Origin of the sequence: Metabacillus litoralis, from assembly GCF_007994985.1 — a bacterium.
In the GTDB taxonomy this organism is placed as follows: Bacteria; Bacillota; Bacilli; order Bacillales; family Bacillaceae; genus Metabacillus; species Metabacillus litoralis.
Genome location: NZ_VOQF01000001.1, coordinates 256,349 through 271,815 on the forward strand (window position 1 = coordinate 256,349; position 15,467 = coordinate 271,815).

The window sequence follows — 15,467 nt, forward strand, 5'->3', positions numbered from 1 at the left end:
TCTCAAGTTGACCGTCAAAATTAAGAGTCGTTACTGCTTTAACAGTTTCAAAAAAGGTGACATTTTCACCGGTTCTTTCATTTAATTCAATATGAAAAAATTTAAAAATGCAAAAAATAATAAATAGAAGGAAAAGGAAGATGATAGAAAGTATTAGAAATATCCTTGTTTTATTGGTTTTTTTTATAGCAATCACCTCTTACTTTTATTTTTAATTAATATCAATCAGCTTTCTTATCGCACTGACAATCAAATCCGGTTCATTATTTTATATATAATATGCACTGTTTTTGTCAATCACCAATGTATAATGAGCTTTCTTACCTGCTGAAAGAACAATTAATGGTATATTTAATTTACGTTTCGTTTCTTTTAACTCTCTCAGACTTTCCATAAATTCTTCATAATTACCTTCATAAACGAATTGCTCGTTGTATGCTGTTTGAAATTCTTTTGAGATCGTTGGAAGAAATCTTTCTCTATAATCTTCAGGGGTAGAGTCAATCAATACAAGCCCACACACTTCATGTTGATATACAGTAGCAAACATTCTCATATTCACTCCACCAAAAGAATGACCTACTAATATGTATCTGGTGGGTTAACCTTAGCTCAATAAGAAGATTCTTCAATTCTTTTACCATCTCACTGCTTATTCTAGGATTAGAACTTTTTTCACTTTTTCCAAGTCCTGCTCGATCATAAATCATAACCTTACTTAGAATGCAATGAAATATCTCCAAGAACTGAATCCCATGCCTTGGAAAAGTCTCCATATCCTTTGCCTATTACAACTGTTGGTTTACTGTTGTTTCCACCCAAAAATTTAACATAAATCTACAATCATCTACTTGTACAAATAGTTCTATAGTCATTGTGTACCTCTTATGTATTTCATTATTTTTTTACCCATTTGTATTTTCTTAGATGTTCCTACAATAAAAAGAATGAAACCTAGTGATTAGCACCGTCAAGTTGATATATTTTAAAAGAACTTTTGCAAGTTTACCATTGTCACGAAAAAAACGTCTAAAACCCTAACTAACATGGTTTTTAAACGTCTTGTTATAAGAAATGCAAAAGATCATGATAGAAGAACTAAAACCCTCCGCCTTCTCCTCCTCCACTACCACCATTATTAAACTGATTTCTTATCGTTTCAGTTTCTATATTATGATTACCTTTGTTAACATCTGGTGGAACTGCACCAGTTTTCTTACTGAAATAAATAGCAACCGTACATAAAATTCCTAGTGGGATCAAAAATATAAGCCAAATCATTGCTCTCGTCCTCCTTAAATTCAATTTATCTAGTAAGAAAACATAAAATATTTACATGCTAAAGTGACTGCTGCTATAGCCTATATATTTAATTTCCTTTTGTACATTTCTTGGATCCAACATCTAAATAAATTATCTTATCAACTTAACCTTATTAACATTTTACCATATTTTTCAAAACATATCGCAGATAGTAAGTCGATTCAAAAGAAAGCACTTCTATTATTTAAAATATCTTATTTAAAATCTAAAAAAGTTAAAAATAAAAAAACGACCCTTTAAAGAATCGCTCTTTTAAACTAATTAAACATATTCTTAATCACACGAAATAAGATTCTTGGTATAAACATCAAGATGTTCCAAAATACTTCAAATACGATAGAATCTCGGAATTCAATAAGTATATCCTTAACTATTCCGCGGCGGTCGTATCTTTTCTCTTTTCTGATTTTCATCCTTTTCTCCTATAAGTTGTTATTGGACAGCAATATAAACAGAAATGATAAGCAAAAATTTTTCAGAAAAGCACATAGTCAAAGAGGCTGTTACCAGTCAATATACCTGGCTTCACCCGCCCCAAACAACTTATCTGCAATAAGATGACCATCTTTATCAAGAGCTCTTATTGTCCATGTTGCTTCAGAATATTCATCAAGAACAAATAAGGCATGATTATTCACTACCTCTTCTAGATGGTAGCTATCCTGATATTTCACAACCGTATCCATAGTAAAGTTATAGGAGTCTGATAGTTTCACCTTTTCTATGTGATTACCAACAACAATATATTTAATGTTTGGGTCTCTAGTTCTAACTCCAACCATAAAACCATCTTCTTCATCACGTCCAAAACCAGCAGCTTCGAATGGTTCATTTTCTTCAATGAAATAGTCAGATGTCCCGCCTGCATAATGATAAAGAAATCCAATATTTCGATAAATATTCGCCAAGCCAAATGTATTATTGTTTATATCTTCGTATAATATCGCTTTTCCGTATATTGTATCTTCACTTATTACTGCTTTAGTTCCAGTAGGTAAAGCACTGTATGGTGTAAAACGATAGCCTATTAGTAATAAAACACCAATCATTATTAACACAAAGATCATAATGAATTTCCACGGTATCTTTTTATTTTTAGTTGTTAAATATAGTGTGATACCAATCAACGTTATTATTAAAAATATCAGTAAATTAAACATACATACTCCTGTATTCAAACAGTTATTTATTTTTTTCCTTACTCTATTTGTAAGGTATTCTTGCCCAATAAATAAACAATAAAATCAAGTACATTATAAAACAAACAATTATATTTTCTATCCATCTAATATCTTTGTTAATTATTAATTGCCAAGAAGTCAAGACTACAAAATACACGAAAGGATATTTAATGTTCTTTTTAAAAATAGTAATACCTCCGTCTTTATCATTTGTATGTAATAAGGTAAACCTTTTTGTTTTGACCATAAAACAATTAACTAGCTCTCACACTTGATAAACGAAGAGTTGTTAAAACTGAATTCTTTATTTCCCCTCGTCTTTTTCAAGAATTTTTTCTAAAAGCTTAATCAATTCTTCATTCTGTTTAGTGGTTTTATGTAAATCCTTTGATATTAGTGGTAAATAGTAGATGATGAAGACACCAAGAGCTAAAATGAAAAGTACAAACATAAATTGCAATTATTCCATCTCCTTAATATTTCTTATAAATAACCTTATCATTATTAGTTTAGATGTATCTCCTTTAAATCTATATTTCTTTCAAGTTTTTACTTATCCTTTTCAACCATCTATATAAATTAGAATGTTTCCTTGTATTGATCTAACATTTCATCATTATATTTCAAATTGGCTAGTAAACTTTCCCAAAGTGTTCTTAATTCTGTGTAATTCATCCTGGATAATTGATTATAATCAAGGTTTTCATCAAGATACTTTATATCCTTTAACAATATCTCCATTAATGGCAATGATTCTTCATCGATAACATTTTTCTTGCTTATCATAGCCCAAAACTCCTTTGAGGAAGAAAGTTGACTGTAAATATCAAATAACTCTGCCAGCTTTCTATATCTTTCGTCATTCGGCTCGACGATTTCCAGTGTATGAACTGATAATTGTAAGCTCCAAGACATAGACGTTAGATATTCTGCTTTTTGCTTTAAGGATAGATCGTTGTAGTTACTTACTAAGCTATTTCCAAAATTATACGAATAATTAACACCATTTTGAATTTTTTCAAACTGTGCTGTTCGTGATTCTTCTTTATTTATATTTAATTGTTGGAACAAATATATATTCAGCATGATGGATATCATCATAAGACTTATTACAATTAGTTTTTTTCTATACTTTTTCAAATTGCTCTCTCCTTTCACCTACTAAATTTTACCATATTAATTTCTTTTGTTGTTGAACAAATCTGTTCGGCACTTTTCATAGTAACTGAAAAAATTTTGACAAGGTTGAGAAACCACAATCAGGTTTGGAGTAATCAATAAGTTAATTGTTTGTTTAACTAACGACAATAAAGTTCTAAAAAAAAGCTAAATAAAAAAACTGCTTAGCAGCAGCTTTTTAATGCTCAAATATTAGTAATATAATTACAATGCAAGAACATCCTCAATTATTTGTTCAAATTTATTACTTATAAAGCTACGGTTATTTATCATTTCTTCATTTTTAAAGGTGATACTACCTCTATGTTCATCAAGATTTAATTTCTCTACTATAGAAGAAAACGCACCCTTACTTTTCTTATCAACTTCAAAATAAATCGTTGTTTCCTCATCATCCTGGATAATATAAACCTCTAATTCATCCAGCTTGTTTAAGTATTTCCCGAAGGATGGTACAAACTCATATTGCTGAACGAAAGCACGCTTTACATTTATTCCAAAAGGTACTTTTTGACTTTCCATTTGTCTAAATTTAAAACCGATTATTTTTATAGCATCAACAATGTCTTCGTGAACTTCAGTAGGTTCTATCGATAAATAATCTTTATCACTAGGATCAACTGCATTTTGAATATTAACATCTGTATCAATCCAAACAGGTGGAACATTTTGATTTGTTTCTGGATCTCGCATTGTTATAGGAGTATCTAGGGGAATTCTAAATGAAAATGGTATCTCTTTTCGCTCTCCACTATTTATGGTAAATGGATTGTTTACAATATGTGTAGAAACAACTGCAGATGAAAGTCGATCACTGTCCTCATAACCATATAACGTCATTAAATTAAGCTGTATGGATTGTATCTTTTGTTCTGTTACTCCTCCAATAATTTCAATCACACCTTCAAGTATCTCACCTTGAGTATAGTAACTCTTACTGATCTTTGTATCTACTTTTGCAGAACCCACGCCAACACTAGCAATTATTTTATTAAAAAGAGACATTTAATCACCTCATCATTTATTTGTTATTCATACGAATTGACAAAGATAAAGTTTCATAAAAAAGATACTTTCCCTTTTAAGTTTCACGTTAATATTAGTGAAGAAACACATAATATCAAAAATACTGTAAATAATACCAAAGCGAATGTATTATTTTAAAATGTTAAACTCTAATCTCATGTAGTTCGAAAAATCTCTAACGGTACAAGGAGTTGAAAAAATGGAAAACATCGATCATGTTGTTCATATAGGTGAATTAATAGCTGTGTCTAAAGTTTTCCAATTAAATCCTTTTCAAATGATCACTTTACTAGAAAATGATGCAATGGAAGTCTTTGAAAATAAAGAAGCTTTCTTGGTGAAATACGGGAATAAAGAAACGTATGATGAATTAGAAGATTGGTGTGAGTTAAATAACGGAAAAATCTTTACGAAAACAAAATAGAAGGAAAGAGAAAGGAATATTTCATGGCGATTGGTTTCATAGAACGAAAATGACTAATATGTTAGCTAATTTTGCCTAATTCATATTCCCTTTCAATTTGTTTCTTGATTTTGATACATACTTCATCAATGCTCCCGTAATATAATCAGCTGCTAAATAGTGTATCAATTTAGATACTCAATATAAAATTCTTCGCAATAAAAGGAAAACTTCTATACTTCCAAATCAAAATTAATTCCTACACTAGATGCTTGCTTTCCACCTCTTATACCCCAATTATCAAGGTGAGGTTCATGTAAAGTAGTTATTATTGAATTTTTACTGATATTCAAGGATTGTGATATAGCAGCTGTAAATTCCACTATTAATGTTTCTTTTGTTTCTTTTTTCCGACCTGGAAACATTAACACCTCTACAAAAACAAACTCTTCATCCCATCCTTCAGGCATAAACCAATTTGATTCCTCAATTTCTAGAAACATCACTGGTCCATCTTGTAAAGGTACATGTAAGACTTTTTGCATAATGTTTCTTAAATTAATTGCAATTGATTGTTTATCAATACCGATTCTATTTTTCAGATACACCTTAACTAAAGGCATGAAAACACTCCTTTATTTTTATAAATGAATATTTATAAAAAATCAAACACACAATATAAAACAATTCTTGATCTTATAAATTATCCTACCTTATTCCAATAAAATAGGTCTAAAATCACTTCTAACTTATTTTGTCAGTAAAGGTTTAGTCATACATTTATTATTAATAAAAGAAAATTTCTTATAAAAGTTATGAGCATCGGAAGTGGCCAAAGCAAAAGCGGTGTATTTTATTTCTTGATGTTCAAAAATACATTCCATTAACCATTTACCTAAACCATTCCCTCTGTATTTATCATCTATAACTACATCTAGAATCCATGAAAAAGTTGCTTTATCTGTAACTACTCTCGCAAACCCAATTTGTTTTCCAATATGAAATAACCCAAATGTAAGAGAATTAGCAATACTAATTTCAATCGTTTCTATTGTTCTATTTTTTGCCCAGTATGTTGTAGAAAGTAACCTTTTAACAGTATCTATATCAATTAGTTCAATATTGTCACTAACCATAAAATCACCTTTATACCATTCCATTAATTCTCCCCCAAATTCTAGATATACTGAAGAATCTCACGTCGATTTTTGAACCACGTTATTTCCAAAATACACCCTTAACTACAAACAGGTTTGAATACCAACTACATTTCCCAAGTTAATTGGCGCCCTCCAATAATATGATAATGCAAATGGTAAATCTCTTGTTGACCATGTTTTCCAGTATTAGTTATTACTCTGAAGCCATCATTACTGACATCCAATATCTTTGAAACTTCTTGTAACCCACGATGAATTTTAAATATAATCTTTTCATCATCTTCTTTAATGTCCGTTATGTTTTTTATATGCTTTTTAGGAATCACTAACGCATGAACTGGAGCACTAAAATGCAAGCCGTAAAAAGCTATTACATCTTCATCTTCGTATATAATATCAGCTGGTTCTTCTCTATTAACAATTCTACAAAAAACACAATCCATCGTTTTATCCTCCATACTATCTACATTACTTATGTACTTTTTTATTTTAAGTATTCTACTTTTCTACTTTAACATAAATATCCAATTTTAAATGTTCATTAATTAAATAAAATATAAAACATTAAGGTTACTTTCCTTTAGTGAAAGAATATAATAACAGGTTCTCTGTAAAAGATTAGAATTGAATAAAATACCATTTATTCTATTTTTTTAATTAACATGAATGCGTAGGAGGTAAAGCAGATGTATTGTGAGAATTACGGAGAGGAATTACAAAATAACAATCAGTACTGTAAGAATTGTGGTGATTTAACAAACAAAGCTTACAGTTATAAAGTATTTAATTTATTCTCATATATTGTTGGATTGGTATTTTCACCACTTTTCAGCGTAAAAAACACACTTGAAGTATAATTGTAGTTTCACTTATAGGTTGGGTAATAAGTAATAAATGCACTTTTAATAGGAAATTTATAGTATTAAACTCTTATTTTAAATAAATCGTAAAATATCCTTCTACTGTCTATATCTAAATAAGCGCTTACTCTCATTTTAAGAATAGCGCTTGTTTAAATATTTTCTTGAATAAAATGATAAACAATAAAGGATTACTCTTGTAAATTCGCTTTCATTAAAGAGGAAATCTGTTGCTCATCTGTGTTTGGAATTTTTTCGAGTTGATTTATAACTAGCTTTTGTCGCTCTTTTGAATGGTTTTGACTTAACTTAGCTTTTCCTTCTATTTTATTAATTTTTATTTTAAAACCCTGTATTCCTTTGTTCATACTAGAAAGATATTCAGCATCCACATTCTGTAACTGATATGGACTTTCTTCAGATTCATATTTTAACACCATATCATGTAAAGAAGACTTTAACTCATTTTCGTCCTCTAAAAACTTTACTTCTCCATAAACATGAACGGTCACGTAATTCCAGGTAGGCACTGCTTGGTTTGTTTCATACCAAGATGGAGAGATATAACAATGAGGACCATGGAATATGGCTAGAACTGTTTGATCTTTAATATCTATCCACTGAGGATTTGAACGGGCAAAATGTCCATATAAGTGTGTGTGATCCTTATTTAAAATTAAGGGTAAATGAGTGGCAAATGGTATTTCATTATGTTTGGAAATAAGAGTGGCAAAACTATGGTCTTTCATGATGTCGTGGCAAATTTCTTCATCTGTGATTTTAAAGCATTTTGGAATGTACATCTTAATTCCCCTTTACAAAATTATAAAAGTGTTTTCATCATGATAAAGTCGGTTTGCTCTTCATCACCCATATAAAATGAGTGAGCATCAGTTTGAACAAATCCCATCTTCACATAAAAAGCTGTTGCATTTTCATTTTTCTCCCACACACCTAGCCATACTTTATTTTTATGATGTTCCATCGCAATTTCAATAGCTTTATTCAAGAGAGATTTACCAAGGCCATGTTTTTGAAATTTATTCTTTATATAAATCCTCTCAATTTCGAGGGTTTCTTCGCCCATTTCCTCTGACTGAGCGTCATTAATATTTACTTTTAAATATCCAGAGACTTCATTATTATAAAGAACAAAAAAGAATTGCGAAGAATGATTGGCTAATTCTTTTTCTAATTGTTTTAAGTTAAATGCCTTTTGGATATAGGTTGTCATATTTTCTGTTGAATTCTGATCCTTAAAAGTATCATTGAATGTTTCAATACTTATTGCTTGGAGTCTTTGTAAATCTTCTTGATTGCATTTTGTTAATTTTACAGTCACCTAAAATGTCACTCCCTTTTCATATCAATAAAGTCTCTTGTGCCCCTTTTTGACGAGTTCCCAGTCTTTTTCTATATTCTTTCTTACTCTATGAAGAAGATTGACCATTTCTTCTACTTCTTTTTCGTCAAAGCCTACTAATGCGACACTATTCGAGTGTTCATTTTCTTTTATTATATAAGGATAAACATTTTCTCCTTTTTCTGTTGGAAAGATTTTTTTGATTTTTTTGTTATATTTATCTTCTTTCTTTTCGATAAACCCATTCATTTCTAGTTTATTGATCGCACGAGCCGCTGTTGTACGATCTACTTTTATCATCTCAGCTAGTTTTTCTTGAATGATTCCCTTGTTTTCACATATTCTCACAAGATATAAATACTGCCCTTTTGTTAGGTCGTATTCTTTAAATTCAATATTACTTATTGAATCTAATGCTCTTGCAATCATACCAATTTCACGAAGAATATCCGTCATCGTAACCTCCTTAATTATTTTTTGTTGTAAATGCAACAAAAAATGTTGTATTTTTAATTTATATTATTTTTATTGTATTTGCAACAAAAATAAAGGGTTTTATAACATATATACCTTACATACAGCCTAACCTTTTCTTTGTTAGCTCTTGATTGGTAATGATCTATTTTTCATTTTTCTTTGAACTAAGAAAATATCCGTTGTGAAATTAAATTTAGTCATCTAAGCTCCCAGTTTCAATAATGAGTCCCTCTTTATCAAGCCTTCTGTAATTGTATGGAATGTGGCTTAATTGTTTGTACTTTTCATTCCAAATAATATTAACGAATGGAGAAGGATCATGAAGAAAATAGGAAGGAGTCAGGTTTTCAAACCTATAACATTCTTTTGGGTATTCTTCGTCAAACCCAAATAGTTTAAGAACATCTTCTTCTATTGCAGTTGCACCAATTTTAAATTCATAAACGAAATACAACTCTTCAAGAAAACGCGTAAAGTCCATAAGCTCTTCTTTTTTAACACCAACTTGGCCCCATTTAGGTTCATCACATTCACTTGCATAAAACCAAAAATTAACGAGGAGTGCATTGGCAGATACCATATCTATTTGTAATGTTGCCTTTCGTTTCCTTGCAACATAGACATACAATCTTAATCTTAATGAGTGTAAGTTAATGGAAAGTGGATCTGCATCATCAGAGAAGTAACCTCTATCGAAAAAATCAATTATTTCATTAATGTTCTTGTCTACGACTTCAATTTTATTTCTGACAGTTGATAATTTTTTTATAATATCTTGTATTACTATTTGTTTCTTTTCTTTAAGTTCCAAAATGAAACTAACTTCAAGAAAAGGACCGCCTTGCAACCAATTGGACCACTTCATCTGAAATTACTCCTAAATTTTAGATTATATGTTCTTATTTCGTATTGTACAATTGTACCCTTAGTTCAAAAATAACAAAAGAAGCTGTCAAAACAGCTCCACTGTTAAACCCAAGTACCCATTAGATTAATTAGTTATTCATAAACCATAATATAAAAATAATAACTAATATCATTACTAAACAACCACCCTTAGTTGGGCTACCATAAATTGCTCTATTCCACGCATCATCTGTTTCTATATTGCTTTTATAATCAATGTTCTCTCGATTTGGCAAACCACTAAACTCCTTACTCACAATATCTCATCTTAAGTAAAAGTATGAAATGATAAAGTTTCCATTACTTTAATTACAAAACTTACATTATGATTATCTTTTTTATTCCCATACTCGTTGAAAAGTTACTTTATAATTGTCATTCATTAAAAGAAATACATCCGGATTAGTAAGCCTTCTCCATTCTTCGAACCCAAAATCCTTGTTAAAATACCTTAAAAGTAATGACATTAAATTTCCATGCGTAACAATGACTGTAGTTTTATTGGTTCTTCTAAAAGCTTCTTCTATAACCTCAACAATTCGATTCATTGCTTCTTCACTGGACTCTCCACCTTCGAACTTCAATTCAAGATCATCGAATGTACTTCTTAGTTTTTCAAACCAATCAGGAAGATTTTTGGTACTTAGTATCCGTTCTGCTAATTTTCTATCAATCTCAATGTTTATATTACACCTCTTTGCAAGTGGAGATATAGAATCAATCGCACGTTTATATGGACTTGAAATCATGCGGTCTATTTTAGTATTTGAGAAAAAATCAGATAATGCTAATGCTTGTTCCATACCTACACCAGTAAGTTGTGCTTCAGGTGACTGTCCTTCTGCTTCACAATGCCTAATAACATATATTTTCTTCATCATCAACCAACCTCTATTAGAATATTGTTTTTATTTACTAAATGGTTTATTTTCAATTATCATAAGAGTCGATTGCTACATAAATTTTATTTTCGACATAAATATTGAATTCCAATATATTTTTATATGATTTCAATCTTTGTTGAATTGATAGTTTTCTAAATCGAAAGTATGGAGAGTCTGGGTGGGTATATTTGTGAGGAGGAGGAAATGACCATTGTGATTGTAAACATTCCCCATCAAACCATTTAAAAACTGCTACATAACCATTTTCAGTTTCAAAATGGTCAAGCAACCTTATTAGGTGTTTATTATGTAAATTCAATTTTTATGGAGAAAATCAATTAATTCCTTTTCACTGTAGGTTTTTAACACTATATCCTTAGTATTAAAGACAACAAAAGCAGGAGACTTTTCTATTTCTATGAATTTATATTGATTATTAATCTCTTTTACTGAGCTTCTACCATGAACAGTTTTAACATTATAGATTTTATTCTTTTCTCTCCATTCATTTCCTATATCATATTCTCCATCTTCGTCAACAACTAATAAAGAATATTTAGATTCATCGTTTGAGAACAAAGGATGTAATGGTACTGGCTTAGTATCTGAAAAAGAAGAGCAACCAACCGTTATGATACATAAAATGATTAATAAACAAGTTTTTTTCATAATTTCCTCCAACATTATATTGTTAACCTAAATTTACCATAAACACATCATTAGTGACATTAGAAACCCCTTCTAGCCCGGATTGTTGGTAATCATTTTTTATTAACATACTTCTTAATATGCTTATCATATAAGTTTAGACATGTAATATTCATTAACATATTTTCCTTCGATAAATAAAGAATTTCTTTTTGTACCTTCTATTTCAAACCCCTGTTTTTTATACAATGAGAGAGCTGCTTCATTTAAAGTAACAACTGTTAACTCTAAACGACATATTCCTCTTTCCTTAGCCCATTTCTCCATTTGCTCAAACAACCTTTTGCCTACACCTTGTCCTCTAAAATTAAGTGAAATTCCTACTACAACATAAACAGAATGCTTGTTTCTGTTCGCACCACCACCGACAGCTAACAGGAATCCTATAAGTTTATCGAATTGTTCAGCAACGAATATAGTAGAATTTTCACTTCTTTGGATAGCTTCTATTTTTTCAGCTTGCTGATCAGCCTCAACTGATCTTTCCCCTGCTTCCCAAAGCATATATCGCGAGCTTGCTTCAATTTCATTCCTTAGCAGTGCAAATTTTTCAGCATCATCTACATTTATTTCTCTAATTTTCAAAATTCTTTTTCACCTCTAATATTTTTTAAGATCCTTAAAAGTTTCTATTTATTTTATAGAAAAGCTCGCGTTTACCAAATAACCTATTCATTAATAAATTGTGAAATTAATGCTAATAGATTCATTAGTTTTTATGATAAAGTTTAGATAAAAGATATAAAGGATGTTTTAATATGGATATCACAACAAACCGTTTGATTCAAATACAATGGGATGGACCATATGTGATTAATGACCTTCCTAAGTTAAAAAATGAAGAAACTGATTATGGAATATACCAAATTTATGGTAACCACCCTGTATATGGCCATGATGTCCTATTGTATATTGGGAAAGCAGACTATCAGACGCTGGGAAAAAGAATTTCCCAAGAAAATTGGTTAGACACTAACGATTCTAACAACACAAAAATATATGTTGGTAGATTTCATGGTTCAAATACGCCCTCTGAAATTGAATGGTCCATAGAGATTGACTTAGCAGAAAGACTATTAATTTATGTTCATAAGCCTGCATATAACGCTAGAAGTATTTCCACATTGAGAGATATAGAATTTCAAAACATTCATATCTTGAATTGGGGTGATTACAGATCACTTCTCCCTGAAATTTCTGGTTTAAGGTGGACAAGTAAGTTAGATAACCTGGAGTATGATATATATAAATGGATGTGAGTTCATCCGTATGTATATTTTTTTAAAAACCCTTAAAGTGTAGTATCCTACCAAGAAACTCAATATATATTTCTTCAATAATTTGTAATATGATAATTATAAGGAGGGAATTTCAAGAGATTTGGTTCAATGACTCAAATCGTATAGTATCCTTGTTTTAAAGTTTGTTTAATAATTCTAAAAAAGAACATATGTACTTGCTCCTTACTTTTATGGTCAATATTTACTGTACAAGTTTCAGCATACCTCTTTCACTAAAAAAAGGCGGAAATTCCGGTTAAAGAACTTACCTTTGTTCCTTCTAATAGACCTATACCTGTGTGATTTTCTTAATACTTGGATTTTACAAATCACTTATATTCAATTGAAATATTAATTTTTTATGACATATTTCTCTTAATCATTTGTCACTCTTATTATTGAGTGCTTTTTTAAATTAGAAACTCTTTCTTTTGATTTTTCTTCAGTATTACTCAACATTCAGGAGAAATAATCTTGCTTCTACTATTAAATATCATTACTAAGTTTTTTTTATTTTAGTAAAATAAAAAATGTAAACTAATCCATCTCTTTAAAAATCAGCTTAGAAAATACAGCCGCAATAATTGTTGTTATACCTGCGAAAATGCCTACATAAATTTGTTTATCCCATTCTATATAAGAATTTACAACTGTAACTATTGTAGCAACAATAGCAGATGTAAAAACTATTTGTGGTGTATTTAATTTCATCTATACTCCCCATCTCCATATTATCCTGACCAGTTTGAATTTTCTCAATATTTTTCCTTTTAAGAAAACTCTTGTTGCACTGTTTTATATCTTCAATCTCATCAACCTTTTTAAAAATAAAATAAGATATATTTGTTTTTTCATATTTCATTATTACCCTCAATATAAAATATTCTATTATTTTAACAGATTTACCCAGAAAATAAACCTAACAACTCTAATTATAAAATTTATAAGCTAATGAATTTGGTTATCCAAGTTCATAAGTTTATCCAAAAGGATGAATGCAATCAGCGCTGTGTTATTAAATGATTAAGCTATATAGCAATAGGTAAATTATTCTCCCTTTTATACCTACCTACTTTAAATCCTTTTTTAAATAGTAATGCTTGTGTTCTCTACCTACATTATCTAATGCCCCAAACACTGTATATCCATGTTTTTGATAAAAATCTAATGCTTGAAAACTTAAAGTTTCTAACTTAATAAAATCACAATTCTTTTCTAAAGCTATATTCTCCGCTTGTAATAATAATTTAGTGCCATATCCATGCTTTCTTATCTCTTCATCTACAAATAGAGTATGTATCTCTAACCAATTCCAACAAATTGATCCGGTTAACCCACCTCGAACAATACCGCTGTCATCCTTAATGAATATACCAATTTCTTTGTACCGACCTCCTAAATCTTCTGGAAAGTGCTTTAAATTAAATTTGTAAAGCTCATCATCTACAAATTTTTTAGCATGTTGATCTAATTCTTCAGTTATATGTAAATTCATGATTACATTTCTCCTCTTACAATTCTTTTTAATAGTTACTCCAATAAAGTGTCATTTTAAATAAAGTATATTCCTTCACATTTACTTCTTCCTGAAATTCTTTCCTTAAACTTAAATAAGCACCTTTTCTTATATTAAAAAGGCGCTTCAATTATGAGAGATTAACAACAATTAGCAGATAAATTTCCCGATAAAATGACCTACCCCATAACCTACCAGAATAAGTAAAAAACCTACTATTACGTAAAGGCTATATTTGATAAATTCATTTAAATTATCTTTCTGAATATCTTTATTCAAGATATTCAACTCCCTTTATTCAGTATTAATTTTGCTATAAGGACTATACCTTATCTATAATCTAATTCATATTTTAACTTAACTTCTAATATTTGTAACTTATGATAAGATTCAATAAGCAAAAACAACTTTTTTTCTAGTTAACTATTAGCTTTTACAAACTCACATGTCATATCACTGACTTTTTTATTACCTGCTTCTGAGAAACCATGACCTTCTCCATGGAAAATTTCAATTGCAGCATGTGGGTATAACAGTGCTGCTCTTTTCCCATAGTCAAGTGCCACAATTTCATCTTGATCACCATGAAAAATTAGTACATTTTTATTGAACTTTCCGATATGGTCGAATACATTATATTTATGAATTGACTCAAAATAAATTCGCCCTAGCTGAACTCCCCATATTTCGTGTGTATCAGGAATGCTCTCAAGTGTTGGAAATCTATTATTCCAATCATCTGCAATACAAAACGCTGGAAATAGCAAAAGAAGTCCTTTAATTACTTCAACATTTTCATCCGCTACTAGTGCTGATACTAATCCTCCCTGACTTCCTCCAAACAAAAAGATATTAGTAGGATCAACATCCTCCCAGCTCTTTACATGTTCAATGACCGCACATAGATCTTCTTTTTCTGTAAATATAGACATTTCATCTGTATTAAGGTCACTTTTCGAATTAATAGAGCCTCCACAAAAATCGATGCATAAAGCAGCTATGTTATTTTTCGCTAAATAGTCACTATTCATCGCAAAATCTATATTTGTTCCATTAAAACCATGACTGAAAATTACGATAGGGCACTTCTTCTTACTATCTGGTCTGTAATAAACGCTATGGATTTCCCTACCATGATGTTTGATCTTCACAATTTCTTTTTTATAACTACCCATTTAAATACCTCCACATCAAAAAAGAT

23 protein-coding genes and 1 pseudogene are annotated in these 15,467 nt (G+C 29.9%); 3 read left to right on the plus strand and 21 right to left on the minus strand.

The annotated features are described in order from the left end of the window. Positions 1 to 268 precede the first annotated feature (268 nt). The 7 genes and pseudogenes from FS935_RS01360 to FS935_RS01380 all read right to left on the minus strand — a co-directional run bounded on the left by FS935_RS01360 (position 269) and on the right by FS935_RS01380 (position 4,688). Positions 269 to 875, minus strand: a pseudogene (locus tag FS935_RS01360) (alpha/beta fold hydrolase). A 223-nt stretch (positions 876 to 1,098) separates the two neighbouring features. Then, on the minus strand, positions 1,099 to 1,281 hold the full coding sequence (locus FS935_RS01365) for a hypothetical protein (RefSeq protein ID WP_146945729.1): 183 nt from the start codon (positions 1,279 to 1,281) through the stop codon (positions 1,099 to 1,101). 299 nt (positions 1,282 to 1,580) lie between these two features. Continuing rightward, entirely contained in the window at positions 1,581 to 1,736 is a 156-nt protein-coding gene (locus FS935_RS23285; RefSeq protein ID WP_158638493.1) for a hypothetical protein, read from the minus strand. A gap of 90 nt (positions 1,737 to 1,826) precedes the next feature. After that, on the minus strand, positions 1,827 to 2,483 hold the full coding sequence (locus tag FS935_RS01370; RefSeq protein WP_146945730.1) for a hypothetical protein: 657 nt from the start codon (positions 2,481 to 2,483) through the stop codon (positions 1,827 to 1,829). 325 nt (positions 2,484 to 2,808) lie between these two features. Beyond that, the gene (locus FS935_RS23290) at positions 2,809 to 2,964 is read right to left on the minus strand and encodes a hypothetical protein (protein WP_158638494.1); all 156 of its coding nucleotides are present in this window, start codon (positions 2,962 to 2,964) and stop codon (positions 2,809 to 2,811) included. 119 nt (positions 2,965 to 3,083) lie between these two features. Then, a complete protein-coding gene (locus tag FS935_RS01375) occupies positions 3,084 to 3,644 on the minus strand; it encodes a hypothetical protein (RefSeq protein WP_146945731.1) in 561 nt (186 codons plus the stop codon). A 243-nt stretch (positions 3,645 to 3,887) separates the two neighbouring features. Beyond that, positions 3,888 to 4,688 carry a sporulation protein gene (locus tag FS935_RS01380; protein WP_146945732.1) on the minus strand — a complete coding sequence of 267 codons (801 nt, stop codon included), beginning with the start codon at positions 4,686 to 4,688 and terminating at the stop codon, positions 3,888 to 3,890. Between the two features lie 220 nt (positions 4,689 to 4,908). Between FS935_RS01380 and FS935_RS01385 the strand changes: the two genes are divergently transcribed. Further along, complete coding sequence (locus tag FS935_RS01385) at positions 4,909 to 5,133, plus strand: hypothetical protein (RefSeq protein ID WP_146945733.1); 225 nt, start codon at positions 4,909 to 4,911, stop codon at positions 5,131 to 5,133. A 212-nt stretch (positions 5,134 to 5,345) separates the two neighbouring features. On the opposite strand, the gene FS935_RS01390 is transcribed toward FS935_RS01385, so the two are convergent. From FS935_RS01390 to FS935_RS01400, 3 genes are all read right to left on the minus strand, one after another. Beyond that, positions 5,346 to 5,735 carry a tautomerase family protein gene (locus FS935_RS01390; RefSeq protein ID WP_146945734.1) on the minus strand — a complete coding sequence of 130 codons (390 nt, stop codon included), beginning with the start codon at positions 5,733 to 5,735 and terminating at the stop codon, positions 5,346 to 5,348. Between the two features lie 126 nt (positions 5,736 to 5,861). Beyond that, positions 5,862 to 6,272, minus strand: a complete 411-nt coding sequence (locus tag FS935_RS01395) for a GNAT family N-acetyltransferase (protein WP_146945735.1) — start codon at positions 6,270 to 6,272, stop codon at positions 5,862 to 5,864. Between the two features lie 104 nt (positions 6,273 to 6,376). Further along, on the minus strand, positions 6,377 to 6,715 hold the full coding sequence (locus tag FS935_RS01400) for an HIT domain-containing protein (RefSeq protein ID WP_146945736.1): 339 nt from the start codon (positions 6,713 to 6,715) through the stop codon (positions 6,377 to 6,379). 243 nt (positions 6,716 to 6,958) lie between these two features. Between FS935_RS01400 and FS935_RS23295 the strand changes: the two genes are divergently transcribed. Then, a complete protein-coding gene (locus tag FS935_RS23295; protein WP_158638495.1) occupies positions 6,959 to 7,129 on the plus strand; it encodes a hypothetical protein in 171 nt (56 codons plus the stop codon). 194 nt (positions 7,130 to 7,323) lie between these two features. On the opposite strand, the gene FS935_RS01405 is transcribed toward FS935_RS23295, so the two are convergent. The 8 genes from FS935_RS01405 to FS935_RS01435 form a co-directional block, all read right to left on the minus strand. Continuing rightward, positions 7,324 to 7,935: an FMN-binding negative transcriptional regulator gene (locus FS935_RS01405; protein WP_146945737.1), complete on the minus strand. Its 612-nt coding sequence runs from the start codon at positions 7,933 to 7,935 to the stop codon at positions 7,324 to 7,326. Positions 7,936 to 7,955: 20 nt separating this feature from the next. Next, on the minus strand, positions 7,956 to 8,474 hold the full coding sequence (gene paiA, locus FS935_RS01410) for a spermidine/spermine N(1)-acetyltransferase (RefSeq protein WP_146945738.1): 519 nt from the start codon (positions 8,472 to 8,474) through the stop codon (positions 7,956 to 7,958). A gap of 24 nt (positions 8,475 to 8,498) precedes the next feature. After that, entirely contained in the window at positions 8,499 to 8,951 is a 453-nt protein-coding gene (locus FS935_RS01415) for a MarR family winged helix-turn-helix transcriptional regulator (RefSeq protein WP_146945739.1), read from the minus strand. Positions 8,952 to 9,165: 214 nt separating this feature from the next. Next, a complete protein-coding gene (locus tag FS935_RS01420) occupies positions 9,166 to 9,837 on the minus strand; it encodes a hypothetical protein (RefSeq protein WP_146945740.1) in 672 nt (223 codons plus the stop codon). 130 nt (positions 9,838 to 9,967) lie between these two features. Continuing rightward, the gene (locus FS935_RS23300) at positions 9,968 to 10,114 is read right to left on the minus strand and encodes a hypothetical protein (protein ID WP_158638496.1); all 147 of its coding nucleotides are present in this window, start codon (positions 10,112 to 10,114) and stop codon (positions 9,968 to 9,970) included. Positions 10,115 to 10,216: 102 nt separating this feature from the next. Continuing rightward, positions 10,217 to 10,756: a histidine phosphatase family protein gene (locus FS935_RS01425; RefSeq protein ID WP_146946309.1), complete on the minus strand. Its 540-nt coding sequence runs from the start codon at positions 10,754 to 10,756 to the stop codon at positions 10,217 to 10,219. A gap of 321 nt (positions 10,757 to 11,077) precedes the next feature. After that, entirely contained in the window at positions 11,078 to 11,431 is a 354-nt protein-coding gene (locus tag FS935_RS01430) for a hypothetical protein (protein ID WP_146945741.1), read from the minus strand. Between the two features lie 126 nt (positions 11,432 to 11,557). Beyond that, positions 11,558 to 12,055: a GNAT family N-acetyltransferase gene (locus tag FS935_RS01435; protein ID WP_146945742.1), complete on the minus strand. Its 498-nt coding sequence runs from the start codon at positions 12,053 to 12,055 to the stop codon at positions 11,558 to 11,560. 173 nt (positions 12,056 to 12,228) lie between these two features. On the opposite strand from FS935_RS01435, the gene FS935_RS01440 reads away from it, so the two are divergent. Next, entirely contained in the window at positions 12,229 to 12,729 is a 501-nt protein-coding gene (locus FS935_RS01440; protein ID WP_146945743.1) for a GIY-YIG nuclease family protein, read from the plus strand. Between the two features lie 558 nt (positions 12,730 to 13,287). On the opposite strand, the gene FS935_RS23305 is transcribed toward FS935_RS01440, so the two are convergent. The 3 genes from FS935_RS23305 to FS935_RS01450 form a co-directional block, all read right to left on the minus strand. Next, a complete protein-coding gene (locus FS935_RS23305; protein WP_158638497.1) occupies positions 13,288 to 13,461 on the minus strand; it encodes a hypothetical protein in 174 nt (57 codons plus the stop codon). A 358-nt stretch (positions 13,462 to 13,819) separates the two neighbouring features. After that, positions 13,820 to 14,245 (minus strand): GNAT family N-acetyltransferase, encoded by a 426-nt coding sequence (locus FS935_RS01445; RefSeq protein WP_146945744.1) that lies wholly within the window; start codon positions 14,243 to 14,245, stop codon positions 13,820 to 13,822. Between the two features lie 440 nt (positions 14,246 to 14,685). Further along, the gene (locus FS935_RS01450) at positions 14,686 to 15,441 is read right to left on the minus strand and encodes an alpha/beta hydrolase family protein (protein ID WP_146945745.1); all 756 of its coding nucleotides are present in this window, start codon (positions 15,439 to 15,441) and stop codon (positions 14,686 to 14,688) included. Between the last annotated feature and the right edge of the window lie 26 nt (positions 15,442 to 15,467).